Origin of the sequence: Dorea hominis, assembly GCF_014287705.1 — a bacterium.
GTDB classification, from domain to species: Bacteria; Bacillota; Clostridia; order Lachnospirales; family Lachnospiraceae; genus Dorea_D; species Dorea_D hominis.
Genome location: NZ_JACOOY010000006.1, coordinates 75,475 through 100,366 on the forward strand (window position 1 = coordinate 75,475; position 24,892 = coordinate 100,366).

22 protein-coding genes, 1 tRNA gene and 1 pseudogene are annotated in these 24,892 nt (G+C 41.2%); 20 read left to right on the plus strand and 4 right to left on the minus strand.

Annotation, left to right across the window (positions count from 1 at the left end; translation table 11 throughout):
- The first annotated feature begins 143 nt into the window (after window positions 1–143).
- The 8 genes from H8S07_RS06155 to rpoN all read left to right on the plus strand — a co-directional run bounded on the left by H8S07_RS06155 (window position 144) and on the right by rpoN (window position 7,795).
- Window positions 144–830 carry a nucleoside recognition domain-containing protein gene (locus tag H8S07_RS06155; protein ID WP_021860552.1) on the plus strand — a complete coding sequence of 229 codons (687 nt, stop codon included), beginning with the start codon at window positions 144–146 and terminating at the stop codon, window positions 828–830.
- Between the two features lie 4 nt (window positions 831–834).
- Window positions 835–1,305, plus strand: coding sequence for a YjiG family protein (locus H8S07_RS06160; RefSeq protein ID WP_021860553.1), 471 nt, complete (start codon window positions 835–837; stop codon window positions 1,303–1,305).
- A 28-nt stretch (window positions 1,306–1,333) separates the two neighbouring features.
- Entirely contained in the window at window positions 1,334–2,464 is a 1,131-nt protein-coding gene (locus tag H8S07_RS06165) for a M20 peptidase aminoacylase family protein (RefSeq protein ID WP_021860554.1), read from the plus strand.
- 241 nt (window positions 2,465–2,705) lie between these two features.
- A complete protein-coding gene (locus tag H8S07_RS06170; RefSeq protein ID WP_186855669.1) occupies window positions 2,706–4,010 on the plus strand; it encodes an O-acetylhomoserine aminocarboxypropyltransferase/cysteine synthase family protein in 1,305 nt (434 codons plus the stop codon).
- A 261-nt stretch (window positions 4,011–4,271) separates the two neighbouring features.
- Window positions 4,272–5,426, plus strand: coding sequence for a PucR family transcriptional regulator (locus tag H8S07_RS06175; RefSeq protein ID WP_186855670.1), 1,155 nt, complete (start codon window positions 4,272–4,274; stop codon window positions 5,424–5,426).
- A gap of 112 nt (window positions 5,427–5,538) precedes the next feature.
- Window positions 5,539–6,177, plus strand: coding sequence for a lactate utilization protein (locus tag H8S07_RS06180; RefSeq protein WP_186855671.1), 639 nt, complete (start codon window positions 5,539–5,541; stop codon window positions 6,175–6,177).
- Window positions 6,178–6,263: 86 nt separating this feature from the next.
- Window positions 6,264–6,334, plus strand: a tRNA-Cys gene (locus H8S07_RS06185).
- Between the two features lie 84 nt (window positions 6,335–6,418).
- Complete coding sequence (gene rpoN, locus H8S07_RS06190) at window positions 6,419–7,795, plus strand: RNA polymerase factor sigma-54 (protein ID WP_186855672.1); 1,377 nt, start codon at window positions 6,419–6,421, stop codon at window positions 7,793–7,795.
- Between the two features lie 3 nt (window positions 7,796–7,798).
- Here rpoN and H8S07_RS06195 read toward each other — a convergent pair whose 3' ends face one another.
- Window positions 7,799–8,203, minus strand: a complete 405-nt coding sequence (locus H8S07_RS06195) for a hypothetical protein (RefSeq protein WP_021860559.1) — start codon at window positions 8,201–8,203, stop codon at window positions 7,799–7,801.
- Between the two features lie 644 nt (window positions 8,204–8,847).
- Here H8S07_RS06195 and srtB point away from each other — a divergent pair.
- From srtB to H8S07_RS06225, 6 genes and pseudogenes are all read left to right on the plus strand, one after another.
- Window positions 8,848–9,636, plus strand: coding sequence for a class B sortase (gene srtB, locus H8S07_RS06200; RefSeq protein WP_118288283.1), 789 nt, complete (start codon window positions 8,848–8,850; stop codon window positions 9,634–9,636).
- Window positions 9,637–9,648: 12 nt separating this feature from the next.
- Window positions 9,649–9,837 carry a DUF951 domain-containing protein gene (locus H8S07_RS06205; RefSeq protein WP_021860561.1) on the plus strand — a complete coding sequence of 63 codons (189 nt, stop codon included), beginning with the start codon at window positions 9,649–9,651 and terminating at the stop codon, window positions 9,835–9,837.
- 130 nt (window positions 9,838–9,967) lie between these two features.
- Window positions 9,968–10,255, plus strand: coding sequence for a 30S ribosomal protein S6 (gene rpsF, locus H8S07_RS06210; protein WP_021860562.1), 288 nt, complete (start codon window positions 9,968–9,970; stop codon window positions 10,253–10,255).
- A gap of 20 nt (window positions 10,256–10,275) precedes the next feature.
- Window positions 10,276–10,731 (plus strand): single-stranded DNA-binding protein, encoded by a 456-nt coding sequence (locus H8S07_RS06215; protein ID WP_021860563.1) that lies wholly within the window; start codon window positions 10,276–10,278, stop codon window positions 10,729–10,731.
- A gap of 21 nt (window positions 10,732–10,752) precedes the next feature.
- On the plus strand, window positions 10,753–11,019 hold the full coding sequence (gene rpsR / locus H8S07_RS06220; RefSeq protein ID WP_004607925.1) for a 30S ribosomal protein S18: 267 nt from the start codon (window positions 10,753–10,755) through the stop codon (window positions 11,017–11,019).
- A 305-nt stretch (window positions 11,020–11,324) separates the two neighbouring features.
- Window positions 11,325–11,822: pseudogene (locus tag H8S07_RS06225) on the plus strand (transposase-like zinc-binding domain-containing protein); the annotation flags it as partial.
- Window positions 11,823–12,239: 417 nt separating this feature from the next.
- On the opposite strand, the gene H8S07_RS06230 reads toward H8S07_RS06225, so the two are convergent.
- Together H8S07_RS06230 and H8S07_RS06235 are read right to left on the minus strand one after the other, a co-directional pair.
- On the minus strand, window positions 12,240–13,373 hold the full coding sequence (locus tag H8S07_RS06230) for a HAMP domain-containing sensor histidine kinase (RefSeq protein WP_118288284.1): 1,134 nt from the start codon (window positions 13,371–13,373) through the stop codon (window positions 12,240–12,242).
- The gene (locus tag H8S07_RS06235) at window positions 13,370–14,044 is read right to left on the minus strand and encodes a response regulator transcription factor (protein ID WP_021860566.1); all 675 of its coding nucleotides are present in this window, start codon (window positions 14,042–14,044) and stop codon (window positions 13,370–13,372) included. Before H8S07_RS06235 ends, H8S07_RS06230 begins: the two co-directional genes overlap by 4 nt.
- A 197-nt stretch (window positions 14,045–14,241) precedes the next feature.
- On the opposite strand from H8S07_RS06235, the gene H8S07_RS15060 reads away from it, so the two are divergent.
- Genes H8S07_RS15060 through H8S07_RS06245 form a run of 3 tightly spaced genes read left to right on the plus strand, consistent with a single transcriptional unit; the run spans window position 14,242 to window position 16,194 of the window.
- A complete protein-coding gene (locus H8S07_RS15060; protein WP_330416744.1) occupies window positions 14,242–14,313 on the plus strand; it encodes a CD1871A family CXXC motif-containing protein in 72 nt (23 codons plus the stop codon).
- Window positions 14,306–15,199, plus strand: coding sequence for a 4Fe-4S binding protein (locus H8S07_RS06240; RefSeq protein WP_207722402.1), 894 nt, complete (start codon window positions 14,306–14,308; stop codon window positions 15,197–15,199). Before H8S07_RS15060 ends, H8S07_RS06240 begins: the two co-directional genes overlap by 8 nt.
- A 2-nt stretch (window positions 15,200–15,201) precedes the next feature.
- Window positions 15,202–16,194 carry a TlpA family protein disulfide reductase gene (locus H8S07_RS06245; RefSeq protein WP_186855673.1) on the plus strand — a complete coding sequence of 331 codons (993 nt, stop codon included), beginning with the start codon at window positions 15,202–15,204 and terminating at the stop codon, window positions 16,192–16,194.
- Window positions 16,195–16,381: 187 nt separating this feature from the next.
- On the opposite strand, the gene H8S07_RS06250 is transcribed toward H8S07_RS06245, so the two are convergent.
- Entirely contained in the window at window positions 16,382–17,368 is a 987-nt protein-coding gene (locus H8S07_RS06250) for a cation diffusion facilitator family transporter (RefSeq protein ID WP_117537949.1), read from the minus strand.
- A 645-nt stretch (window positions 17,369–18,013) separates the two neighbouring features.
- Here H8S07_RS06250 and ileS point away from each other — a divergent pair.
- The 3 genes from ileS (at window position 18,014) to H8S07_RS06265 (ending at window position 24,824) form a co-directional block, all read left to right on the plus strand.
- A complete protein-coding gene (gene ileS / locus H8S07_RS06255; protein WP_186855674.1) occupies window positions 18,014–21,172 on the plus strand; it encodes an isoleucine--tRNA ligase in 3,159 nt (1,052 codons plus the stop codon).
- A 33-nt stretch (window positions 21,173–21,205) separates the two neighbouring features.
- A complete protein-coding gene (locus H8S07_RS06260; protein WP_021860572.1) occupies window positions 21,206–23,680 on the plus strand; it encodes a glycogen/starch/alpha-glucan phosphorylase in 2,475 nt (824 codons plus the stop codon).
- Window positions 23,681–23,747: 67 nt separating this feature from the next.
- Window positions 23,748–24,824 (plus strand): SpoIID/LytB domain-containing protein, encoded by a 1,077-nt coding sequence (locus H8S07_RS06265; protein WP_186855675.1) that lies wholly within the window; start codon window positions 23,748–23,750, stop codon window positions 24,822–24,824.
- Window positions 24,825–24,892: the final 68 nt, after the last annotated feature.

A 24,892-nucleotide genomic window follows, 5' to 3' on the forward strand; every position in this document is an offset into this window, starting at 1 on the left:
AATATCCTGTTTTATCCAATTATATCCTAAAAAATACTCGAAGAAAAGAAAAAATAGAGAAAAAACGCGAAATAAAGCAGGAAGAAAGTTGGCACGGTTTTTGCTCTATATAAATATATCAGTCATAAAGGAGGAGAAAAGGAATGGCAACAGAAACAAAGGAAAAGAGAAAGGGAGCAGAAGAACAGGTACAGGTAAAATGGTATGGTTATATTGCATTACTGGTAGGTATTCTGTTTTTCTCAGGATTATTTCAGAAAGCACCAGGAGCGCTTAAAGCATTAGATTTCAATAATGTAATGGGAAGTTTTGGAACGCTTGGAGAATTAACAAAAGGATCGGGTACGCTGGCGGAAAACTTCCGTGGAGTCGGAGGATCCGGACCGAAGGACGGATGGTTATATGCACTTACATTATTGCCGTCAGTTATGTTTGCACTTGGTATGGTAAAGATCATTGAACATCTGGATGGAATGAAAGCAGCACAGAAATTACTCAGCCCGTTGTTAAAACCACTGATGGGACTTCCGGGAAGTGCCGGACTTACATTGATTACAAGTATTCAGTCAACAGATGCTGCAGCAGCTATGACAAAAGAATTAAGTGATAATGGTTATATCACAGAGAAAGAAAAAGCGATTTTCTGTGCGTTCCAGTTTTCAGGAGCGTCTGTAATTACAAACTTTTTTGCATCAGGAGCCGCATTATTCCCATTTATTGGAGACCTGGCAATCTGGAAACCGCTGGTATTGATTATTGTGTTGAAATTTGTGGGTGCAAATGCAATGCGTTTCTGGGTAAACAAAATGGATAAGAAAGAGGAGGCATAAACATATGGAAGCAAAGACAGAGAAGAAGGGAAATATTATTGACGCATTTGTAGGCGGAGCGAGAAATGGATTTAAGATCGGTACAAATTCTATGGTTCCGAATATTATTTTTGGATTTGCTGTGATTTCAATCTTAAATCTGACCGGATTAATGGAAATTATTGGAAAAGTATTTACACCGATCATGGGAATCTTTGGACTCCCGGGTGTTGCTGCAACAGCATGGATGGCAATTTTTGTATCTATGGGAGGAGCCGCAGGTGTTATCGCCGGACTTTTTACGGCTGGACAGATGACAAGTGCACAGGTTGCAATTATGCTTCCGGCATTATTGCTTTCCGGAGCACAGGTGCAGTTCATGGGACGTATGCTTGGAACAGCTGAACTGGATACGAAATACTATCCTCATATGTTTACGATTGCAACTGTAAATGGAATTATTGCAATGTTGATCATGAATTATTTTATTGTTTAAAATAATGTAGCAGAAAGGAGAAAGAACAATGGCAGAACAGAAAGATTATATCACTTATGTACATGAGGTTTATGATTATTTACATACAATTCCAGAACTGGGATTTGAAGAGTATAAGACATCTGCATTTATTCTGAGTGAATTAAAGAAATGTGGATTCAGGGATGAAGATATTGTTTCGGGAATTGCAGGAACAGGTATTCTTGTGACGATTGATTCTGGTAAACCGGGACCTGTACTGGCGTTAAGAGCAGATATAGATGCGCTGGAATTTATTATCAATGGAGAACGCAAAATTATTCATGCATGTGGACATGATGGACACATTTCTATGCTGTTGGTTGCTGCAAGAGAAATTAAGAACAGAGGACTGGTGAAGGCAGGAAGACTGAAAATTTTATTCCAGCCGGCAGAAGAAAAATTGTTTGGTGCTTTAAAAGTGATTGAATCAGGAGTACTGAATGATGTTGAGGAAATGGTTGGCATGCATTTGCGCCCGAAACAGGATTGCAGATTGGGAAAGGCAATACCGGCAATGTATCATAATGCAAGCTGTATTATGCATTTTTCTATCAAAGGAAAAACTGCGCATGGTTCAAAACCACATCTTGGTGTCAACGTAGCAGATGCACTGTCGCTGTCTACACAGGCTGTTAATATGATTCGTGTAAATCCGGCAATCCCGAGTTCTGTAAAAGTGACAAATGTTAAGATCCCGGGAGAAACATATAATAATATCCCTGAAGAAGCATTTATGGCATTGGATCTTCGTTCAGAAAGCAATGAAGAGATTGAACATATGAAAGAACTGGTTGTCAGAGCTGTGACAAAAGCATGCGAAGCAGTCGGAGCAGAAGCGACATTAACATTCAACAGTGGAGTTCCGGCAGCAGAATTTGATGATGATATGATTAAACTTGCAGAAGAAACGATTCTGGATGTATTTGGCGAACACGGTTCAATTGGAATCTTCAAAAATTCAGGCGGAGAAGATTTCCATTACTATACACAGAAGCTGCATTGCAAAACGACTTATATGGGACTGGGAGCGGATGCAGTTCCGGGATTCCATAATCCAAATGTTGTGATTGATACAAAGGCACTGGAATATGGTGTACAGATTTGGTGCAGACTGGTAGAAAAACGGATGCATGATTAAGAAATAAGGAAAAATAAAATAAACACCCTCTAAGAAGCAGACTGTCATTTTAAGAAAATAAAGTGATAGTCTGTTTTGTTTTTTATTCTCTGAGTTATAGTTTCATTCTATAACTGGATATTTTTCTTATGTATTAGACAAGAATTACCTACCATGTTAGTATGTTTACAGAAACAAAGAAACACAACAAAAAAGGGCAAATTAAGGAAACGCAGTAAGCGTAATATGGAGGGACAAAATTATGGCAGATATTAAGGATTCAAAAAACTGGGGATTTGAAACAAGACAGTTACACATTGGACAGGAGCAGGCTGATCCGGCAACGGACGCAAGAGCAGTTCCGATTTATGCATCATCATCTTATGTATTCCATAACTCACAGCATGCAGCTGACAGATTTGGACTTCGCGATGCAGGAAATATTTACGGAAGACTTACAAATCCGACAGAAGATGTATTTGAACAGCGTATTGCTTCATTGGAAGGTGGTTCTGCAGCACTTGCAGTTGCATCCGGAGCAGCAGCAATCGATTATACATTCCAGGCACTTGCAAAAACAGGTGAGCATATCGTAGCATCCAAGACTATTTACGGAGGAACATATAACCTTCTGGCACATACACTTCCACTTACAAACGGTGTAACAACAACATTCGTTGATCCGGAAGTTGAAGGTTCATTTGAAGCAGCAATCCAGGAAAATACAAAAGCAATCTTTGTTGAGACATTAGGAAATCCGAACTCTAACTTAGTTGATCTGGAAGAGATTGCAAAAATTGCACACAAACACAATATTCCATTGGTTGTAGATTCAACATTTGCAACACCATATCTGATCCGTCCATTTGAATATGGCGCAGACATCGTTGTACATTCAGCAACAAAATTCATCGGTGGACACGGAACAGCAATCGGTGGTGTCATCATTGAAGGAGGAAACTTCGACTGGAAAGCAAGCGGAAAATTCCCATGGATCTCTGATCCGAACCCAAGCTACCACGGAATTTCATTTGCAGACGCAACTGCACCGGCAGCTTTCGTTACATACATTCGTGCAATTATCTTACGTGATACAGGAGCAACACTTTCTCCATTCCATGCATTCTTATTCCTTCAGGGATTAGAGACATTATCACTTCGTGTAGAACGTCACGTAAGCAACGCGCTGAAAATCGTAGATTACCTGGCAAATCACCCACAGGTAGAGGCAGTACATCATCCGTCTCTTGAGAGTGAGTCGAGCCATGAATTATATAAAAAATATTTACCGAACGGTGGTGGATCTATCTTTACATTTGAGATTAAAGGAGATGCCAAGACGGCGCAGGATTTCATTGATCACCTGTCCATTTTCTCACTGCTTGCAAACGTTGCAGATGTAAAATCTCTTGTAATCCATCCGGCAACAACAACACACAGCCAGTGCACAGAGGAAGAACTGTTAGATCAGGGAATTAAACCAAACACAATCCGTCTTTCTATCGGAATTGAAAAAGTAGAAGATTTGATTGCAGCATTAGATGCAGCATTTGAGGCAGTAAAATAAGCCCCTCTTGACGCTAAAAGCGTTCTTTTAGATAATTAATAAAAGCCGAAGTGGAAATACTTCGGCTTTTATTAATATTCAATAATCTGAAGTTCAAATATGGAGCACAAATTTCGGGGATGCTATCAATAGCTTTGTGCTTCAATGACAATATAACATGAATTATCCAGATTTAACATAGGTTTTGTAAACAGAAAAACAGATATAAATTGTGCTCTGATCACAAAAATGATACAATAGTTTCAAAAAAGGAGATGTTTTATGGCCGTAGAACTGGAAAAATTATACGTACAGCTGATTCCAGAGTACAATATCAGGCTTTGTACGCAGAGCTGCTTTGAAAAAAGAATCAGCTGGATACATATGGTAGAGGATATTGAATTTACACAATTTCTGCATGGAAATGAACTACTGTTTAATTCGGGACTTAATTATGAATCCAATGAATGGCTGAAGAAATTTATCGATTGTCTCTGTGAAAAAAATGCGGGGGGATTGATTGTGGGAATGCATGATGGAATGGGATTTCCGCAGGAGATTGTAGATTACTGTAATGAGAAGAAATTGCCGTTATTTTCAGCGTCATGGGACACGCCTTATATCGATATTATGCGGCTTTTCTCGGAAATTTTGCTGAAGAATGAGCAGATTGAGACGAATCTGATAAATGCACTGAAAAATGCAATTTATTATCCGGACAGTCAGGATATGTATCAGAATCATCTGGAACGTAATGGCTTTTTTGAAGATTATTCTTATATTGTTATCCGTATCAGTTGTCACACTTATGATACGGATAAAGGCAATAGTATTCTGGAAGATCTGGAGCGCGATATCCGTTATTCTATGAGGAAGAGTATTATTTACAAAGAACAGGGTATTCTTACAGTTCTGGTAGCCGGTCATTTTGAGGCGTGGGTGAAGGAATGTGTGAGGGATATGTGTGAAAATGATGAGAATATTTATGCAGGAATTGGAATTACGGTGAACAAATTAAATGAGATCCACCGATCCTTTGAATCTGCACAGATTGCATATCAGCTTACGAAGACAGCAATTCCGAAGAATTATCTTGTATATAATGAGCTTGGCATTTACAAAATACTGACTGACTTTAAAGAACCGACATTATATACGAAATTTGTGGACGAGACACTGGGCAGTCTGCTCCAGTATGACAGAGAACATCAGACAGATTATGTGGCAATCCTGCAGGCATATTTTGAGAATGAGTGCAGCACAGTCTGCACAGCACAGGCATTATACTGCCATAAGAATACACTGACTTACAAATTGAATGCTATCAAAGAAATACTGGGGTATGATATTTTAAATAATGAGAACCGCACAAAGATTATGCTTTCATTTTATATTTTGCGTATCGGCGAGATGTGGTATAATAATCGTAAAGCTTAAAAGGGGACGGGGCTTTTCTAGAAAAGCCCCGTCCCCTTTTAAAAGTACTCCACATTTCCCACAGGGAATGTGGAGGGAATGATGTGAAATATGTGGACAGGAGGAGAAGACTATGGATGAAAATCGTATCAAGAGAAATGTGCTCCTGGGCGAGCGCATGATTAAGAATTTGGAAACCCGCAATATGGAAGGCTACTATGCGGACTCTAAGGAAGAAGCATTGCAGATCGCACTCAGGCTCATTCCGGAAGGAAGTTCAATTGCCTGGGGCGGTTCGATGTCGATCGCCGAGATCGGATTAAAGGATGCAGTCTGTCAAGGTAATTATAAAGTTTATAATCGTGATGCGGCAAAGGACAAAGAAGAAAAACGGAAAATTGAGCTGGCAACTTACGACAGTGATTTCTTCCTGACAAGTGCTAATGCGATTACGGAAAGTGGTGTGCTTGTAAATATTGATGGCAATGCCAATCGTGTGTCCGCAATTGCATATGGACCGAGAAATGTTATTATGATCATCGGTATGAATAAGGTTACAAAGGATCTGGAAAATGCATGGTCCCGCGCAAGAAATGAGGCGGCGCCGATCAATGCGCAGCGCTTCGGGCTGGATACACCTTGCTGCAAAACAGGTTCCTGCTTTGACTGTAAGAATCCGGACACGATTTGCTGTCAGTTTCTGGTGACACGTTATTCTAAACATCCAAACCGGATTAAAGTAATCCTTGTAAATGAAGACCTGGGATTTTAGAAAATATTAAAAATCTGACAGTAGAATTAAGATTCTGTTATTGACGAATACCTGTGCATTTGCTATAATAACAAATGCACATAGATGGCGCCATAGCCAAGTGGTAAGGCAAAGGTCTGCAACACCTCTATCACCAGTTCAAATCTGGTTGGCGCCTTTATAACAAAAATCCTGTCCGATTCGGGCAGGATTTTTGTGTTATGGTGACGAGAAAAATGCGAAAAAGGACACGGTGGAGTGTATGAGACTTGAATTACGACAGAAACAAAAACAGATTTTGACAGAGAAAATGATACAGTCCGTGGAAATTTTACAGATGACTTCGCAGGAATTAAAGGAATATGTGAATGAAGTAATGCTGGAGAATCCGGTAGTAGAATTGGATGAACATGTAAAAGAAAATACTGGAACAGAATCTATTGAAGAAAGGCAACAGCAGACATCTGCAGAGGAACAGTATCATTATCTGACACAGAGACAGAGCGATGATGATGATATTTCCAATCTGAAAAATAAATGGAATGTGGATCCAAACGACGAAGAAACACTGCAGGACTATCTCTGGTCGCAGCTTTTATGGAAGGAGTACAGCGACAGGGATGAGAAGATTTTAAAATTTATTCTGGACAGTCTGGATGACCGGGGATATCTCACAGATACTGTAGAAGATATTGTGGACAGTGTAGGTGAGACGAAAGAACATATAATACAGCTTATAGAAGAGGTGCGTACATTGGAGCCGGCAGGTGTTGCAGCAATGAATCTGCAGCAATGCCTTCAACTGCAATTGCAGCGACGGGGGGAACTGGATCATAATATGGAAAAACTGGTGACAGAATGTCTTCCGTTGCTTGGAGAAAATAAAATTCCACAGATTGCAAAAAAGATGAAACTCTCAATAGATGAAATTTTAGTTATGTGTGAACGACTGAAAACGCTTTCCCCAAAGCCGGGTGGATCTTTCAGTAACAGACAACAGATGAAATACATTATTCCCGATGTAATTGTTGTGAAATTTAAAGAATATTACGACATTCTGTTAAATGACTGGATGTATGCCGATATATCGATCAGTCCATATTACAGTCAGATGCAAAAAAATAATTCATCTCAGGAAGTGAAAGATTATCTGGAACAGAAGATAAAACAGGCAAACTGGGTGAAACAGAGCATAGAGCAGCGAAATACAACTTTGTTAAAAGTGGCAAGAGCAATAGTAGTACATCAAAAAGATTTTTTTGAACATGGCAGTGCATATTTAAAACCATATCGTCTGGCAGACGCAGCGGAAGAGATCGGAATACATGAATCGACAGTGAGTCGTGCGGTGAATAAAAAATATTTGCAATGCAGCCAGGGGATTTTCCCGTTAAGTTATTTCTTTGTTCGTGGTATGCAGGAAAATGCAGAACAATCCGGTGCTGCTATTAAGGGGATGATAAGAGAATTGATAAGACAGGAAAACAAAAAGAAACCGTACAGTGATGCGGTTATAACAAAATTATTAAATGAAAAGGGAATCCAGATTTCCAGAAGAACCGTTGCAAAATACCGGGATCAGGAAGGAATACCGGGAGCATCCGGAAGAAAGGACTGGAAACAGGACTCCGTTGTCTGATTTTTAACTGTTCTTTATAAATGTCGTGTGGCATTTTGGGCAGGTGATCTCAATCCGTCCTTTGCCACGTGGGATTCTTATTTTCTGCTTGCATCCCGGACACCGGTAAATATGATGTGTCTTGCGCTGCAGCATCATACTTTTCTTATGGAAGAACCAGCTGCGGATCTTCGCGGTCTTTCCAAGAAAGAGCTGATTTTCGTGGGAACGTTTATAAATATTTCTGGAAAACATCCGGTAATAGGAATAAATAATGAGCACCCAGGAAAGGAGAGACAACTTGGAATTAGATGTCCATCCGGCGATCAGCATAATTGCGAGTCCCAGCCCGACTGTCCATTTTCCTAATGTATCTATTCCGTATCTTCCATACATGAATTGCATAAATTTTTCTTTGAACCGATTCATATCTCACACCTCTGATTTCTATAAGATTATTTCTATATTTCATAATGATATACCCACAGATTTTAAAGTCAATTAAGAAGAAGTGAAAGGTCATTAAAAAAGTATAAAATGATGTTTTGACAAAAAAATTGGGGGAGGCTATACTGAAAACATCTATCATATAAATTAAAATATTTTATATTTCATAAAACTTATCCGGGAATTTATTTGTCTAATATGAAAGCCGGAAAAGGCAAAAAAGTGAAGATTACTGCAAAGGCGAAAGACGGCTCAGGCAAATATGGAACAATAACGATTAAAATTAAATAAATAATGCGAGAAAAAGGCAGCTATAGAAAGCTTTTCTGTTATGAGGAGGTGATGAGCTGTCTTTTTTAATAATGAGAACTGGAAACGTCGTTTCTGATATATAAAACTCTTCGGGAGGAAGTACACTCTTTTTTGAACACCGATTATGGTATTTTATTGGTTTATTATAGTAGAAAAACCAAAGGAGACGCGTACTTGCGAGGACAGCAGAGTATTGCAGAAAATTGCATCTGGCACAAGAATGGGGGGGAAGGCACACGCTTTATTAATTGACACTGGTAGAAGTAGGCAAGGCTTGTTATAATGTAAAGACAATAGTTGAAGGAGTGGTGCGGATGAGTGAAAGAAAACATCACAGAGGAAGAAGGAAGAAAAATAATTTACTACTGAATATCATTTTAGTAATTGCGGTGATTGTATTCTGCGTTTCCGGATATAACCTTCTGAAAATCGGAAAAGGCTACAAAGACGGACAGGATGAATATAAGAAAGTACGCAAACTGGCGGTGACACAGGATAAAGATTCGGGAAGATCCGTAGATGAGTTTCAGGTGGATTTTGATAAGTTGAAGAAAATAAATGCAGATACGATAGGGTGGATTCGTTTTTCTCCGAAACCGAAGGAAATTAATTATCCGATTGTGCAGGGGAAAGACAACCAGACTTATCTGCATAAAACATTTTCAAATAATGAGAATACGCTGGGAAGCATTTTCTTAGATTCAAATGCAAATGCGGATTTTGCAGACGGCAACAGTATCGTGTACGGGCATCGCATGAAAGATGGCTCCATGTTCCGGCATTTGCAGGATTATGATACGAAGAAATTCTGGAAGAAATATCCGTATTTTTACATTTACACATTAGATGGAAGAAAATTAACTTACATTATATATGCTGCGGGAGAGACGACAGAGAAATCCGATGTGTACCAGACAGATTTCTCGGATGATGCAATGTTTCAATTATTTACGAAAGCAGCAAAAAGTATGGCACTCTACGATACTGGCGTAGAGGTGACAAATAGTGACAGTTGTGTTACACTTTCTACCTGCACAGGAGCCAGTGATGAACATCGTTTTGTTGTGATTGGCGTAAGAGTGCAGGAAGAAGAGCTGGAGTAAGGGGGAATTAAAATGGCTTATATATATGAAGTGGGCGATATCGTTACATTGAAGAAACCGCATCCGTGTGGAAGCAAAGAGTGGGAGATCCTGCGTGTTGGAGCGGATTTCCGGCTGAAATGTATGGGGTGCGGACATCAGATCATGACCGCGAGAAAGCTTGTTGAAAAAAATACAAGAGATTTGAAGAAAAAAGCTTGAAACAATTAAGCCTTTATGTTATCATATCAAATTGTGATACACTATTATTCCGTGTATAACCATGCGCGGAAATCCTTGCTCCCACATAAGCGGGCGGGGGCCAAAAGACCAGAAGGAGGTGCAGGACGACATGAACAAATATGAATTAGCTGTTGTTGTCAGTGCAAAAATCGAAGACGACGAAAGAGCACAGGTTATCGAAAAAGTGAAAGCATTAGTTGAGCGTTTCGGTGGCAAGATCTCTGACGTTGATGAATGGGGTAAGAAAAGATTAGCTTACGAGATTCAGAAGATGAAAGAAGCATATTACTATTTCATCCACTTCGAGTCTGATGCTGAGACTCCAGGCGAAATCGAACAGAGAATTCGCATCATGGATAATGTAGTCAGATATTTATGCGTTAGACAGGAAGCATAGACAGGAAGTAGAGGTATAATATGAATAAAGTAATTTTGATGGGACGCTTAACAAGGGATCCGGAAGTTAGATATTCACAGGGTGATAACTCTATGGCAATTGCCAGATATACATTAGCTGTTGACCGCAGATTCCGTCGTAACAATGACGGAGAGCAGACTGCAGACTTCATCGGATGTGTTGCATTCGGAAGAAGTGCAGAGTTCGCGGAGAAGTATTTCCGTCAGGGTCTGAAGGTAATCGTTACAGGACGTATTCAGACAGGAAGCTACACGAACAAAGAAGGTCAGAAAATTTACACAACAGATGTTGTTGTAGAAGATCAGGAATTTGCAGAGAGCAAAGCAGTCAGTGATGCTAACGCAGGAAGTTTCCGCCAGGCGGCTCCTTCACCGGCACCAGCTCCGGCAGCGGATGCAGGCGACGGCTTCATGAATATTCCAGATGGAATTGACGAAGAATTACCGTTCAACTAAGAATTGAAAGGAGAGTTAATCATGGCTTACGATAAAGGAAATCGTCCAGAAGGCGGCTTCAAGAGAAGAGGCGGCGGACGTAGAAGAAAAAAAGTTTGCGTATTCTGTGGAAAAGAGAATAACGAGATCGATTACAAGGATGTAGCAAAATTAAGAAAGTACATCTCTGAGAGAGGAAAAATCCTTCCGAGAAGAATCACAGGAAACTGTGCTAAACATCAGAGAGCTCTTACAGTAGCTATCAAGAGAGCACGTCACGTTGCTCTTATGCCATACGTACAGGACTAATTTGCACGGCATTTAAGTATGAATAATAGAAAGCCTTTAAGTACTGATAGAATTAGTATTTAAAGGCTTTTTTTGTAGTTGGATTTGCGCCTGCGAATTCTTATAATTTGAGTTATAGGACAAAATGTGTTGATAGAAACCGCCTTCAGCCCTTGAAAATAAAGGGTTGAAGGCGGTTTAATCTTTTTTTAAACAACTTTGAGGGTGGACAAAACGTGTTGATAAAAAGTCTCCAAACCCTTGAAAATAAAGGAACTAAAGGCTTTTAATCTTCCTTAAAATAAGAACCATGGAGGGAAGATTAGATGAATCAAGTAAATTGTCCTGTTTGTGGTATAAAATGTGTGAAGTCTGGAAAGACAAAAGCTGGTTCGCAACGTTGGCTTTGTAAGAATTGCAAAACGTCACTAACGCATAAAATTAATAATGAATCCAAGGAACTGCAAATCTTTTTGGATTGGCTGTTTGGAAAAGAATCTCAATCAACAATGTCTGGAGAAGGAAGATCCTTTAGAAGAAAGACAGCAAAGTTCTGGGATATATGGGCTATGCCGCCAAAGATAGCAGAATCTAGAGATGTAGTATTTCTCGATGGGATCTATCTTGGTCGGAAAGCATGCGTTTTGATTTGCTGTGATGAAAAGCATGTGTTGGGATGGTATTTGTGTCGTTATGAACATGCAGGAGCCTGGATCGCTTTGATGAAACGTATTGCTGAGCCAAGGATGGTAGTGTCTGATGGGGGTACAGGTTTTGCAAAAGCACTCAAAAAGGCATGGCCAAAAGCAAAACATCAAAGGTGTAGGGAACTTCATGAATGGGTAGCAAAAGGCAGGAGTCCTTATGATAATGGCGATTATATCTGTGGAGCCGGTGGGTATCCCCTTGATTTCATCAGTGCTTTGCGAGCCGAAAAAGAATTACAAGATTGGTTTGACAGTTTATCAGAAGCAGAAAAAGAGGCGGAAAGACAGGGTCGCAGTTATCAGTATGCTACCGAAACAGACGAGATTTATTTTGATATATCCACCTTTCAGATACTGATGCAGAAGACGATGACTTGCCCTTCCAATAATATGCGAATCAACAAAAATAATGCAAAATCGGCGGTCTAATTTGACCGCCGATAAAAAATCAAAAAATTTACACACTTTGCTTGACAAACCCAAAGGTCCGGTGGACCTTTTTTAGTCGTTATCGTAACACACCCTTTTTTTGTGCTATCTTTCTTTCGGCAGGCTTACGAGAATGGTAGTTCCTTCTTTGGAGCTTTCTTCCACTTTTACAGACCCGCCGTGAAGTGAGGCAATCTCCCAAACGAGAGAAAGACCAAGTCCTACGCCGCCATGGGCGCGGCTGCGGGATTTATCGACACGGAAAAATGGCTGGAAAATGCTTTGCTGATCTGCTTTGGCAATTCCAAAACCATGATCTTTTATCCGGATCAGATGATATTTCTTATCTTCACAGACGGAAATGCGAACAGCGCCGCTCTTTCGGTTATAGCGAATTGCATTTTCAGTAAGATTAAAAAGCATACGATAGATTAAAGTATCGCTTCCAATGAAACGGGCGTCTCCATCGGAAGACAGCGCGATATGTTTCTCTTCGGCGAGAGGGGCAAGGTCGGTAAATATTTCCTCCACCATCGGAGCAAGTTCGATCGCATCCTCACATGGTACGCTGTTGAGCTCGCTCATTTCCAGAAGGATTTTCGTCATCTGTGACATGCGTTCTGTCTGTTCTTTTATAAGATCGAGAACGTTGCGCGTCTCATCGTCTACATCCGGGTGTTCCATGGAAAATAAATCCATTTGTGCCTGCAAAAGTGCAAGCGGGGTGCGAAGTTCATGGGCAGCATTGCCGGTGAATTGCCGCTGGCTTTTGAATCCTTCATCAAGACGGTCGATCATACTGTTGAAAGAGCGACAGAACTGTCGAAACTCCGGAAGCACATCTTCACTCACTTTCATATCTGATAAATTGTCAGGCTGTACTTTTTCAATCTGAGAGGCAAAGCTTTTCAGTGGCTTTAGTGCATGTCCACTGACAAAATAAGCGAGCGCCGCGCCAAGCAGTGTGACAGCCGCTGTAATATACCAGCTTGTCAGACTGAAGGAGTTCTGGGCGCCGCTTACAATGATCGTAAGCGCATTATCGAGGTCCTTGCTGCTTGGGTCAAAGGATTCGGTTTTGTCGCTGTTTGTATCACTGTAAGTAGAGATGTCATTTCCAATTGTATCCATATAATGCTTACCGGAATAGCCGATCAGGCAATTCATAAGTACGCATGTGACACAGATTAAAACGGCAGTCATTAAAGTGATCCGCCATTGTAAAGATAATTTTTTCATTGGCGTTCCTCCATTACGTATCCTTCTCCTATGCGGTTGTGTATCGGATCGTATCCTAAAGCGGTGCGCAGCTTCTTTCTGAGAGAAGAAATATGCACTCTTATGGAATTGCTGAAATTATCGACGCTGCTGTCCCACACATGTTCAATAAATTCTTCCTGGCTGATCGGACGCCCCTGATTCAACATTAGATATTCTAAAATCCCCGTTTCCTTCCTTGTAAGAGAAATGTCCGAACCTTTGGCAGAAGCTTTGCGTGCCTTTGTATCAAAGGAAAGCTCCTGGCAGGTCAGCACGACGTCGTGCTGTGTGAATCGTCGAAGTGTAAGAGCACGTATTCTTGCGGCCAGTTCTTCCAAATGAAATGGTTTTGTAAGGTAATCGTTGGCGCCGGCATCTAATCCGGCAACTTTATCGGCGACTTCGCTTCGGGCCGAAAGGATCAGAACTTTCGTATCAAAATCATTTTCTCGAAGTGCTTTAAGAACGCTCATGCCATCTTTTCTTGGAAGGTTAAGATCCAAAACGACAAGGTCAAAATGATCCACAGCGAGCATGTCGATCGCAGTCTGCCCATCGTGGCAATAATCTACACTGTATGAAAGGTGTTTTAAGCTGCGTACGATCGTGTCGCAGAGCACCTTCTCATCTTCTACTATTAAAATATGCATATATGTTTCCTCCTGGTATCAGTATAGCATATGGACATAAAATCTTTGTTAAGTTTTGCTTCTTAACAAGGATTTTATACATGCCGTGTTATAATGAGGCAGAAATGAAGGGAGTGATCAAATTGTTTCATAGAAAAAAAGCTATGATCCAGGGCGCTTTACTAATAGCCGCGATATGCATGGTATGCTTCGGAGCAATGCGAGGCGAAGTGGATTCAGTATTCAGTAAGGCAATCCGATTGTGTCTGGAGTGTGTTGGCATTGGATAAGAATAAGAAGAAAAAAACATCTATAATTATAAGTCGTTTCCGTGGATGGATCCAGGCGGGAGCGGCATTGCTTACAAATATACATTTGCCAAATTTTATAAAGGGGAGTATTTACCAAGGTAAAGGGAAAGCCGTATGTGTGCCGGGATTGAACTGTTATTCTTGCCCCGCGGCAGCAGGTGCCTGTCCGATCGGCGCATTTCAGGCAGTGGTAGGCGCATCAAAATTTCGCTTTTCCTACTATATAAGTGGATTTCTGATCCTGATCGGTGTCCTGTTGGGGCGTTTTGTATGTGGATTCTTATGTCCTTTCGGCTGGCTTCAGGATCTGCTGCATAAGATTCCTTGCAAAAAGTTTTCCACAATGAAGTTAAAGCCTCTTCGTTGGATCAAATATATCGTGCTTTTATTCGCGGTTATCCTGCTGCCGGCTTTTCTTGTAAATGATGTGGGAATGTCGGATCCAATTTTCTGTAAATATATTTGCCCACAGGGTGTGTTGGAAGGGGCCATCCCGCTGGCCATCGTAAATGAAGGAATCCGTCAGGCGCGTGGAGCATTATTTACAAGGAAATTAATTATTCTGCTTGTAATCGTAGTATTAAGTATTTTATTTTACCGTCCGTTTTGCAAATGGATCTGCCCATTAGGTGCATTTTACGCATTGATGAATAAAGTATCCCTCTTAGGTATCCAAGTGGACGATCGTAGATGCATTTCCTGTGGAAAATGTGCCCGCGTATGCAAGATGGATGTGGATATCACGAAGACACCTGACCACACGGAATGTATCCGCTGTGGCAAATGTATAAAAGAATGCCCGGCCGAAGCACTTAGGTTTCGATATGGTTTTAGTAAAAATAATAAATGTAAAGGAGATAAATAATTATGATGAAAACAAAACTTTTAAAAACAACAGCTGTAACAATGACACTCATTTTAGCACTTGGACTCAGTGCATGTACTTCTGGTAACAGCAAGGATAGCAGCTCCGGGAAAACTGCCCAGACAGAAAGTGACAGCAAAAATAATCCGGACAGCAAAGAAGAAGCGGCAAAGCTTTATCAGAAGCTGATGCAGAAAGAAAATGATATTCTGGCAGCCAACTCCAAGCTTTGGGAAAAAGTATTCCTGGCAGCCAATAAGAACAATCCGATGATTGAAGATGGTACAAACTATGGAGATTTTCTCCTTAAGACAATCGACGGTGCGAAGGATCAATTTTCAAAAGACGAATTGAAAACATTGAAAGAAGGAGCAGAAGAAATCAAGAAGATCGAAGGAAGACTGACTGTTTTAGAACAGAAATATCCGGATTGCGGAACGAAACCAGGTTCTGGCGACAGCGTGGATGCAAGCGAAGCAGGCATGAGTACATCCGATAATAAAGATGATAAGAGTACAGAAAAAAGTAGTGCGATAAGTTTCCCAGGCTTCAAAGGAAAAGATCTTGACGGCAATGCAGTAGACAGCAAGAAGCTTTTTGCGAAAAATAAAGTGACAGTCGTAAATTTCTGGTTCACTACATGCAACCCATGTGTCGGTGAGCTGAAAGATCTGCAGGCGCTCAATAAAAAGCTTCAGAAAAAAGGCGGCGAAGTGATAGGTGTCAACACCTTTACAATCGACGGCGACAAAGCAGCCATCAAAGAAGCGAAAGATATTTTATCAAAAAAGAAAATTACTTACAAAAATGTATGGTTTGCCACAAATAGTGAAGCAGGAAAATTTACTTCCGGACTCTTCTCTTACCCGACGACATACGTCGTTGACCAGAAGGGTAATATCGTAGGAGAGCCAATCGTAGGCGCCATCACAGCGAAAGATCAGGCAAAGAGACTGAATGAGCTCATTGATCAGGCAACCGAAAATGGGAAATAATTCTTTGTAATTGTTGCCTGCAGTTGATATGCATTTTATAACTGAAATGTATAAAGCAAGGGCGAAAGCTTGATTTTATACAAGCCTCTCGCTCCTTGCTTTATATTCTTTATATCCTTACTAACAATAAAGACAATTCCTATTGGTATTTTCACGTTTCCTGTTGCAATTGGGAGTGTACAATTATTTACACTTCCCTTGTTCCTTCCTGCATTTCTTGCATCTGTTCTTCAAGAATTTTCTGCTCCAGTGCAGCTTTCTCGGCTCCGGTGAAAGCAATATCCGGCAGAAGCTCAAAATAAAAATCAGGATATTCTTCAGCGAGAGCTGCAATACACTCTGACTGGATGGCTTTGAATTTAGCAAGTGATACGAGGTCCTTTTCAAATGTGATATAGACACTGATCCACAGCTTACGTCCTGTACGCAGAATATCATAATACAATTTCTGATAACCATAAGTGCGGATGATCGGTTCCACAAGGTTTTTGATTTCTTCAATGGTGTCTTCTTCCGGTGGGATCAGCATAAGATCACGGAATGCTGTGATAATAGTGCGGATCGGTGCCGGAAGCATGATGACAGACAACGTAATCGTGATAATCTGATCCAGGTAAGGAATAACTGGTTTAAACCATGCAAATGGCAGCAGTATCGGCAGTAAAAAGGCAACTGCCATGCCGAGAGACAGAAAGCTGTCAATTTTCCATCCCTGCATTTCCATATTGATCATAGGAGATGCCATCGTTTTATTTTTTATACTCAGATAAATAGTGACTACAATGCCAAGGAAACATGCGAAAAATTCAAATGACGCAATCGTATGGAAGGATACGATGTGTCCGCCGTGGAGCATCAGATGAATATTATTGAAGATCAGCCCGAATGTTACAGAGACCATGGTGATTCCTTTGACAACAACGAAAATGGATTCAATCTGGGTGTATCCAAACGGATGCTGTTCATTGGATGGGCGGTATAGCAACGGAATAAGGAAAAGCGATGGCAGTAGCATGCAAAATTCTACTCCATCATAAACTGCATCCAGAAGCACCGCCTGTGAACCTGTAAAAATAGCCATGAGAAGCTCGATAACAACAAAAACCAGATTTCCGTATAAAGAAACCGACATAGCTGATTTTTCTCTTTTCTGCGCTTTCTTACCTATATGCATAAAATCCTCCGAATATTGTAATGTTTTATTTTAGTATAAAAGAAAAAAATAAAAATGGCAAATAAAACCTTGACGAAACAAAGCGAAAACTCGTATAATAAAAACGCATATGGAAAGATATAAAACGTTGACGGAGACAGTACGATATAGCAGAACGTCACAGCGAGCCGGAGATGGTGGAAGTCCGGTACAAGTAACGATATCCGAAGATCACTTCCGAGTTGCAGACATCCAAAAGCGCAAGCTTAGTAGATGCTGACGGCATTTCCCCGTTACAGGAAAAGCATATGATAGTATGTTTAGGTGGTTTATAAACGCAGGCACAGCTTTCGTCCTATACAGGATGGAAGCTTTTTTTATATAATAGAAATTGCATTTCCTATTATATAAAAAAAGCCTCCGGCAGAATGCGCACTCGCGCGAAGAGGTAGATTGTTGTAAACAACCGCGCTCAGCGCGGGAATGTGCTAAGGCACATTCTATTTTATTTATCCTATACATGCAAAAAATGTTAATATTCATCCCAATTTTCCCCCACGATGTGGAAAAAAGATGTGGAAAATGTGGAAAACTATCAAAAGATATTAAAAGGGGACGGGGATTTTCTAGAAATGCCCCGTCCCCCATCAGAGAAGGAGGAGAATCATGTATAAGAAAGTTTCGACAGACATGAATTTTGTAGACCGCGAGAAGGCTACAGAGAAGTTCTGGGAAGAGAATCACATTTTTGAGAAGAGTATGGAAGACCGTGAAGGCTGTCCACAGTATATGTTTTACGACGGACCGCCGACAGCAAATGGTAAACCGCATATCGGTCACGTACTGACTCGTGTTATTAAAGATATGATCCCGCGTTATCGTACAATGAAGGGATATGAAGTACCGAGAAAGGCCGGATGGGATACACACGGTCTGCCGGTTGAGCTGGAAGTTGAGAAAGCTCTTGGACTGGACGGAAAAGAACAGATCGAGAAATATGGTGTAGAGCCATTTATTAAGAAATGTAAAGAAAGCGTATGGAAATACAAAGGTATGTGGGAAGATTTCTCTAATACTGTAGGTTTCTGGGCTGACATGGATGATCCGTATGTTACTTATCACAATGACTTTATCGAGTCTGAGTGGTGGGCACTGAAGAAGATCTGGGACAAAGGTCTTCTGTACAAAGGATTCAAGATTGTTCCTTATTGCCCTCGTTGTGGAACTCCGCTTTCTGCACAGGAAGTAGCACAGGGATATAAAGATGTAAAAGAACGTTCTGCAATTGTACGTTTCAAAGTTGTCGGAGAAGATGCATATTTCCTCGCATGGACAACTACACCTTGGACACTGCCGTCCAACATCGGTCTTTGTGTAAATCCGGAAGAAGACTACGCAAAAGTAAAGGCTGCTGACGGATATGTTTATTACATGGCACAGGCGCTTCTGGATACTGTTCTTGGTGGACTTGCTGAGAAATCAGGAAACGAAGGTCCGGATTATGAAATCCTGGAAACATACAAAGGACAGGATCTGGAATACAAAGAATACGAGCCGCTGTACCAGTGTGCATATGACTGCGCAGCGAAACAGAATAAAAAAGCATTCTTCGTTACATGCGATACTTATGTAACACTGACAGATGGTACCGGTGTTGTTCATATCGCACCTGCATTTGGTGAAGACGATGCCAAAGTCGGACGTAAATATGACATGCCGTTCGTACAGTTAGTAGACGAAAAAGGTGATATGGGAGAGACTACACCATTTGCCGGTATTTTCGTAAAGAAAGCAGATCCGGAAGTATTAAAAGATTTGGATGAGAGAAAACTTCTCTTCGACGCACCGAAGTTTGAACACAGCTATCCACACTGCTGGAGATGTGATACACCACTGATTTACTACGCTCGTGAGTCATGGTTTATCAAGATGACAGAAGTTAAAGACGATTTGATCGCCAACAACAACACGATCAACTGGATCCCGGAAAGCATCGGAAAAGGACGTTTCGGCGACTGGCTGGAAAATGTCCAGGACTGGGGTATCAGCCGTAACCGCTACTGGGGAACTCCGTTAAATATCTGGGAGTGCGAGTGCGGATGCCAGCATTCAATCGGAAGTATTGAAGAACTGAAATCTATGTCCGACAACTGTCCGGATGAGATCGAATTACACCGTCCATATATCGACAATGTAACGATCAAGTGTCCGAAGTGCGGCAAGCCAATGCACCGTGTACCGGAAGTTATCGACTGCTGGTTTGACAGTGGATCTATGCCGTTTGCACAGTACCACTATCCATTTGAGAATCAGGATCTGTTCGAGAAGCATTTCCCGGCAGACTTTATTTCCGAGGCGGTAGACCAGACACGTGGATGGTTCTATTCCTTACTGGCTATTTCCACATTGATTTTCAACAAAGCTCCGTATAAGAACGTTATCGTTCTGGGACATGTACAGGATGAGAATGGACAGAAGATGAGTAAATCCAAGGGAAATGCAGTTGATCCGTTTGATGCACTGGAGAAATACGGAGCAGATGCGATCCGCTGGTATTTCTATGTAAACAGTGCACCGTGGCTGCCGAACCGTTTCCATGGAAAAGCTGTTGTAGAAGGACAGAGAAAATTCATGGGAACTCTGTGGAATACTTATGCGTTTTTCGTACTGTATGCAAATATTGATAATTTCGATGCAACAAAATATGTACTGGAATATGATAAATTATCCGTTATGGATAAATGGTTATTATCCAAATTAAATACACTGATCAAAGACGTAGATGATCATCTTGCAAATTACAGAATCCCGGAAGCAGCAAGAGCACTTCAGGAATTTGTAGATGATATGAGTAACTGGTATGTAAGAAGAAGCCGTGAGCGTTTCTGGGCAAAAGGAATGGAGCAGGATAAGATCAATGCTTACATGACTCTGTACACAGCGCTTGTTGAAGTGAGCAAGGTTGCTGCACCGATGATCCCGTTCATGACAGAAGATATTTACCAGAATCTCGTAAGAAGCCTGGATGAGAGCGCACCGGAGAGTATCCACCTGTGCGATTATCCGACTGTAAATGAGGAGCACATTGACAAAGAACTGGAAGATAACATGGAGAAACTTCTGAAACTGGTTGTTATGGGACGTGCCTGCAGAAATACTGCAAATATCAAAAACCGTCAGCCGATTGGAAAAATGTATGTGAAAGCTGATTTTGAACTTCCGGAGTTCTATCAGGAGATTATCGAAGACGAATTGAATGTAAAAACTATGGAATTTACACAAGAAGTTCGTGATTTCACCTCCTATTCTTTCAAACCTCAGCTAAAGACGGTAGGTCCAAAATATGGTAAAATGTTAGGTGGAATCAAAGCTGCACTTGGCTCATTAGACGGAAACGCAGCAATGGATGAGCTGAATGCAACCGATTCTTTAAAACTGGATATCAATGGACAGGAGATTACTTTATTCCGCGAGGATCTTCTGATTGACACTGCACAGATGGAAGGCTATGTATCTGAAAATGATAACGGAATTACCGTTGTTCTGGATACGAACCTGACAGAAGAACTTCTGACAGAAGGATTTGTACGTGAGATCATCAGCAAAGTACAGACGATGCGTAAAGAAGCCGGATTTGAAGTTATGGATCAGATTGCGATCACATACGAGGGAACCGAGAAGGCTGAGAAGATTTTCGCGGAGCATGCAGATGAGATCGCCGGAGAGACTCTGGGCATAAGCGCAGTGAAACAGATACCGTCAGGATATGTGAAAGAATGGAAGATCAACGGAGAGAAGGTAACACTCGGCGTGGAAAAACAGTAATCTGTGCCCCTCCGTAAAGAAAGGAATGTGAAAATGATCAATCCAAGATTTGAAAAACAGGCGTTTAAAAAAGAAGTTAAAAATAATGTAAAAACCCTGTTTCGTAAGACAATTGAAGAAGCAACCCCGCAGCAGTTATTCCAGGCAGTCTCTTATGCTGTAAAAGAAGCGATCATCGATGACTGGATCGCGACTCAGGAACAGTATGAGAAAGATGATCCGAAGATGGTTTATTACATGTCTATGGAATTTCTCATGGGACGTGCGCTTGGAAATAACCTGATCAATATGACCGCTTACAAAGAGGTGAAGGAAGCTTTAGATGAGCTTGGCATCGATCTTAATGCAATCGAGGACCAGGAGCCGGATCCGGCTCTTGGTAACGGTGGTCTTGGAAGACTGGCAGCTTGTTTTTTAGACTCACTTGCAACACTGGGATATGCAGCTTACGGTTGTGGAATCCGCTACCGCTATGGTATGTTCAAGCAGAAGATTGAGGACGGCTATCAGGTAGAGACTCCGGATAACTGGTTAAAAGACGGCAATCCGTTTGAACTGAAACGTCCGGAGTATGCCAAAGAAGTACGTTTTGGCGGAAACATCCGTGTAGAGTATGACGAGCATGGAAAGACACATTTTGTACAGGAAAATTACGAATCTGTACTGGCTGTTCCGTATGATTATCCGATTGTCGGATACAACAACCATATCGTCAATACTTTACGAATCTGGGATGCAGAGCCAATCGTAGACTTCCAGTTAGATTCCTTTGACCGTGGAGATTATCACAAAGCGGTTGAGCAGCAGAACCTTGCGAAGAATATCGTAGAAGTGCTGTATCCGAACGATAATCACTACGCAGGAAAAGAACTGCGTCTGAAACAGCAGTATTTCTTCGTATCTGCAAGCTTACAGGCAGCAATTGCCAAATTTAAGAAAAAACATACAGATTTACATGAACTGCCGGAGAAGATTACAATTCAGATGAACGATACACATCCGACTGTAGCAGTTGCAGAGTTAATGCGAATCCTTCTGGATGAAGAAAATATGGAATGGAACGATGCATGGGAGATTACAACAAAGACCTGTGCTTACACAAACCATACGATCATGGCAGAAGCGCTGGAGAAATGGCCGATCGACCTGTTCTCAAAACTGCTTCCTAGAGTTTACCAGATCATTCAGGAGATCGACCGTCGTTTCGTAATCCAGGTACGTGAGATGTATCCAGGAAATGAAGAAAAAGTTGCAAAAATGCAGATTTTAAGAGACGGACAGGTGAAGATGGCACATCTGGCAATCGTTGCCGGATATTCTGTCAATGGTGTTGCGCGCCTGCATACAGAGATCCTGAAAAAACAGGAGCTGCGTGATTTCTACGAGATGATGCCGGAGAAATTTAACAACAAGACAAACGGTATCACACAGAGACGTTTTCTGATGCACGGAAATCCGCTGCTTGCAGACTGGGTAACAGAAAAACTCGGAACAAAAGACTGGATCACAGATCTGCCGAAGATGTCCGGACTGAAAAAATGGCTGGATGACGAGGAAGCTCTGAAAGAGTTTATGTCTATCAAATATGAAAATAAAGTACGTCTTGCAAAATACATCAAGGAGCATAACGGTATCGAAGTAGATCCGACATCTATTTTCGATGTGCAGGTAAAACGTCTGCATGAGTACAAACGTCAGCTTCTTAACATTTTACACGTCATGTACTTATACAATCAGATTAAAGAGCATCCGGAGAAGAGCTTCTATCCAAGAACATTTATCTTTGGAGCGAAGGCTTCCGCAGGTTATATCCGTGCAAAACAGATCATTAAGCTGATCAACTCCGTAGCAGATGTTGTAAATAATGACCGCAGTATTAACGGTAAATTGAAAGTTGTATTTATCGAAGATTACCGTGTATCTAATGCTGAGTGGATTTTTGCGGCAGCAGATGTCAGCGAACAGATTTCTACAGCATCCAAAGAAGCATCCGGAACCGGTAATATGAAATTTATGTTAAATGGTGCCGCAACTCTGGGAACGATGGATGGAGCAAATGTGGAAATTGTAGAAGAAGTCGGAGCGGATAATGCATTTATCTTTGGTCTGAGTTCTGATGAAGTTATTAACTATGAGCAGAATGGTGGATACGATTCACGCCAGATCTACAACAGCGATCCAGAGCTCAAACGAGTGGTTGACCAGCTGGTAGACGGTACTTATGCACAGGGTGATACAGAGATGTATCGCGATCTTTACAACTCACTGTTAATGCCACAGGGAAATAATCAGGCAGATGTATATTTCATCCTGAAAGATTTCCGCTCTTATGCCGAGGCACAGGAGAAAGTAGAGGCAGCTTACAGAGATAAAGACAGATGGGCTAAGATGGTCCTGTTAAATACAGCATCCTGCGGTAAGTTCTCATCAGACAGAACGATTCAGGAATATGTAGATGATATCTGGAAACTGGACAAAGAGACAATTTCAGAAGAAATTTACGAATAAAATTTGCAAATAAATTTGTGAATAAGCAGACAAGTCCTTCCATACAGTGTATGGGAGGGCTTTTTGTATGCATAGATATTTGAAAAAAGCAGTGTGTTATCTGGCGATACTGATCTGTGTGCCGTATTTTGTGACGGTATTTTTAAATGGATCCGGGCGGGGAGGAAGCGTGGAAGTGGATGAGACGTATGTGCGGGTGGAGAGTAGTGAGTCGGGAGATGGCTCGGGAAATGGTGCAGATATAGCAGATGGGGAGGAGAATGGCGGTGGCTCGAAAAATAGAGATGGTTCGGGAGGTAGAGATGTGGATGACGATAGTGTGAAGAACAGTGGATCAAAAGAGAGAAATGGAAATAATAGTAATTTGAGAGGTAGTAAGAAAATTATAGAAATGCCCTTAGAAGATTACGGAATTAGTGTCATGGCGAAAGAAATGCCCGGCTCGTATAAAAAAGAAGCATGGAAAGCGCAGGCGGTACTTGTGCGCACATCTATTTGCGAGAAAATGAATCAGGACGGAAGTGATACTGTACTTGAGCAGAGTTATCTGACCGATGCACAGAAAAAACAGTTGTGGGGAAGCAATAAATATTATTCCTACTATAATAAATTAAAAAAAGCGTGGGAGGAGACGGATGGCGAGATCCTGACATGGAAAGGGAAACCGGCGTATGCACCATTTTGCAGGCTGACAAACGGAAGTACACGGGATGCAAAAGAGTCGCTGGGTGAAGAATATCCTTATCTCAAAAAAGTGACCTGTCCGAAAGATCTGGAAAATGAATGGCAGATCCAGACAACAATGGAGAAAAAATTAGATGCAAAAGTGACTGCACTCGATAGCGCCGGATATGTGAAAAAAGTGCGGGTTGGGGAAGAAATAATGAGCGGTGAAGCGTTCCGGGAGAAATATCATTTGGCGTCGTCGAGTTTTATTTTACAAAAATACGCTGGAAAACTGCGGATTATCACATGCGGTGTCGGACATGGATACGGAATGAGCCAGTATACGGCAAATGAAATGGCGAAAAAGGGGAAAACTTATAAGGAGATACTCGGTTATTTTTATAAAAAGACGAAAATCCGGGAGGTTGCGGAAATCGTACAGGGAGAAGGAGGAAGTAAAAATCAGGTGGGAAAGTAGGTGATAATATAAAATTTAGAAAATGAATAAACTATGTGAATAAGGTTACCATGCGCTGGCAAAAATAA

Bases quoted from the DNA above. Each gene is read 5' to 3' on its own strand.
- H8S07_RS06180 (WP_186855671.1), top strand. From the start codon at position 5,539: ATGGATGAAAATCGTATCAAGAGAAATGTGCTCCTGGGCGAGCGCATG.
- H8S07_RS06265 (WP_186855675.1), top strand. From the start codon at position 23,748: ATGCATAGATATTTGAAAAAAGCAGTGTGTTATCTGGCGATACTGATC.
- H8S07_RS06245 (WP_186855673.1), top strand. From the start codon at position 15,202: ATGATGAAAACAAAACTTTTAAAAACAACAGCTGTAACAATGACACTC.
- H8S07_RS06205 (WP_021860561.1), top strand. From the start codon at position 9,649: ATGGCTTATATATATGAAGTGGGCGATATCGTTACATTGAAGAAACCG.
- H8S07_RS06235 (WP_021860566.1), bottom strand. From the start codon at position 14,044: ATGCATATTTTAATAGTAGAAGATGAGAAGGTGCTCTGCGACACGATC.
- H8S07_RS06195 (WP_021860559.1), bottom strand. From the start codon at position 8,203: ATGAATCGGTTCAAAGAAAAATTTATGCAATTCATGTATGGAAGATAC.
- ileS (WP_186855674.1), top strand. From the start codon at position 18,014: ATGTATAAGAAAGTTTCGACAGACATGAATTTTGTAGACCGCGAGAAG.
- H8S07_RS06165 (WP_021860554.1), top strand. From the start codon at position 1,334: ATGGCAGAACAGAAAGATTATATCACTTATGTACATGAGGTTTATGAT.
- srtB (WP_118288283.1), top strand. From the start codon at position 8,848: ATGAGTGAAAGAAAACATCACAGAGGAAGAAGGAAGAAAAATAATTTA.
- H8S07_RS06175 (WP_186855670.1), top strand. From the start codon at position 4,272: ATGGCCGTAGAACTGGAAAAATTATACGTACAGCTGATTCCAGAGTAC.
- rpoN (WP_186855672.1), top strand. From the start codon at position 6,419: ATGAGACTTGAATTACGACAGAAACAAAAACAGATTTTGACAGAGAAA.
- rpsF (WP_021860562.1), top strand. From the start codon at position 9,968: ATGAACAAATATGAATTAGCTGTTGTTGTCAGTGCAAAAATCGAAGAC.
- H8S07_RS06250 (WP_117537949.1), bottom strand. From the start codon at position 17,368: ATGCATATAGGTAAGAAAGCGCAGAAAAGAGAAAAATCAGCTATGTCG.
- rpsR (WP_004607925.1), top strand. From the start codon at position 10,753: ATGGCTTACGATAAAGGAAATCGTCCAGAAGGCGGCTTCAAGAGAAGA.
- H8S07_RS06160 (WP_021860553.1), top strand. From the start codon at position 835: ATGGAAGCAAAGACAGAGAAGAAGGGAAATATTATTGACGCATTTGTA.
- H8S07_RS06260 (WP_021860572.1), top strand. From the start codon at position 21,206: ATGATCAATCCAAGATTTGAAAAACAGGCGTTTAAAAAAGAAGTTAAA.
- H8S07_RS06230 (WP_118288284.1), bottom strand. From the start codon at position 13,373: ATGAAAAAATTATCTTTACAATGGCGGATCACTTTAATGACTGCCGTT.
- H8S07_RS06215 (WP_021860563.1), top strand. From the start codon at position 10,276: ATGAATAAAGTAATTTTGATGGGACGCTTAACAAGGGATCCGGAAGTT.
- H8S07_RS06155 (WP_021860552.1), top strand. From the start codon at position 144: ATGGCAACAGAAACAAAGGAAAAGAGAAAGGGAGCAGAAGAACAGGTA.
- H8S07_RS06170 (WP_186855669.1), top strand. From the start codon at position 2,706: ATGGCAGATATTAAGGATTCAAAAAACTGGGGATTTGAAACAAGACAG.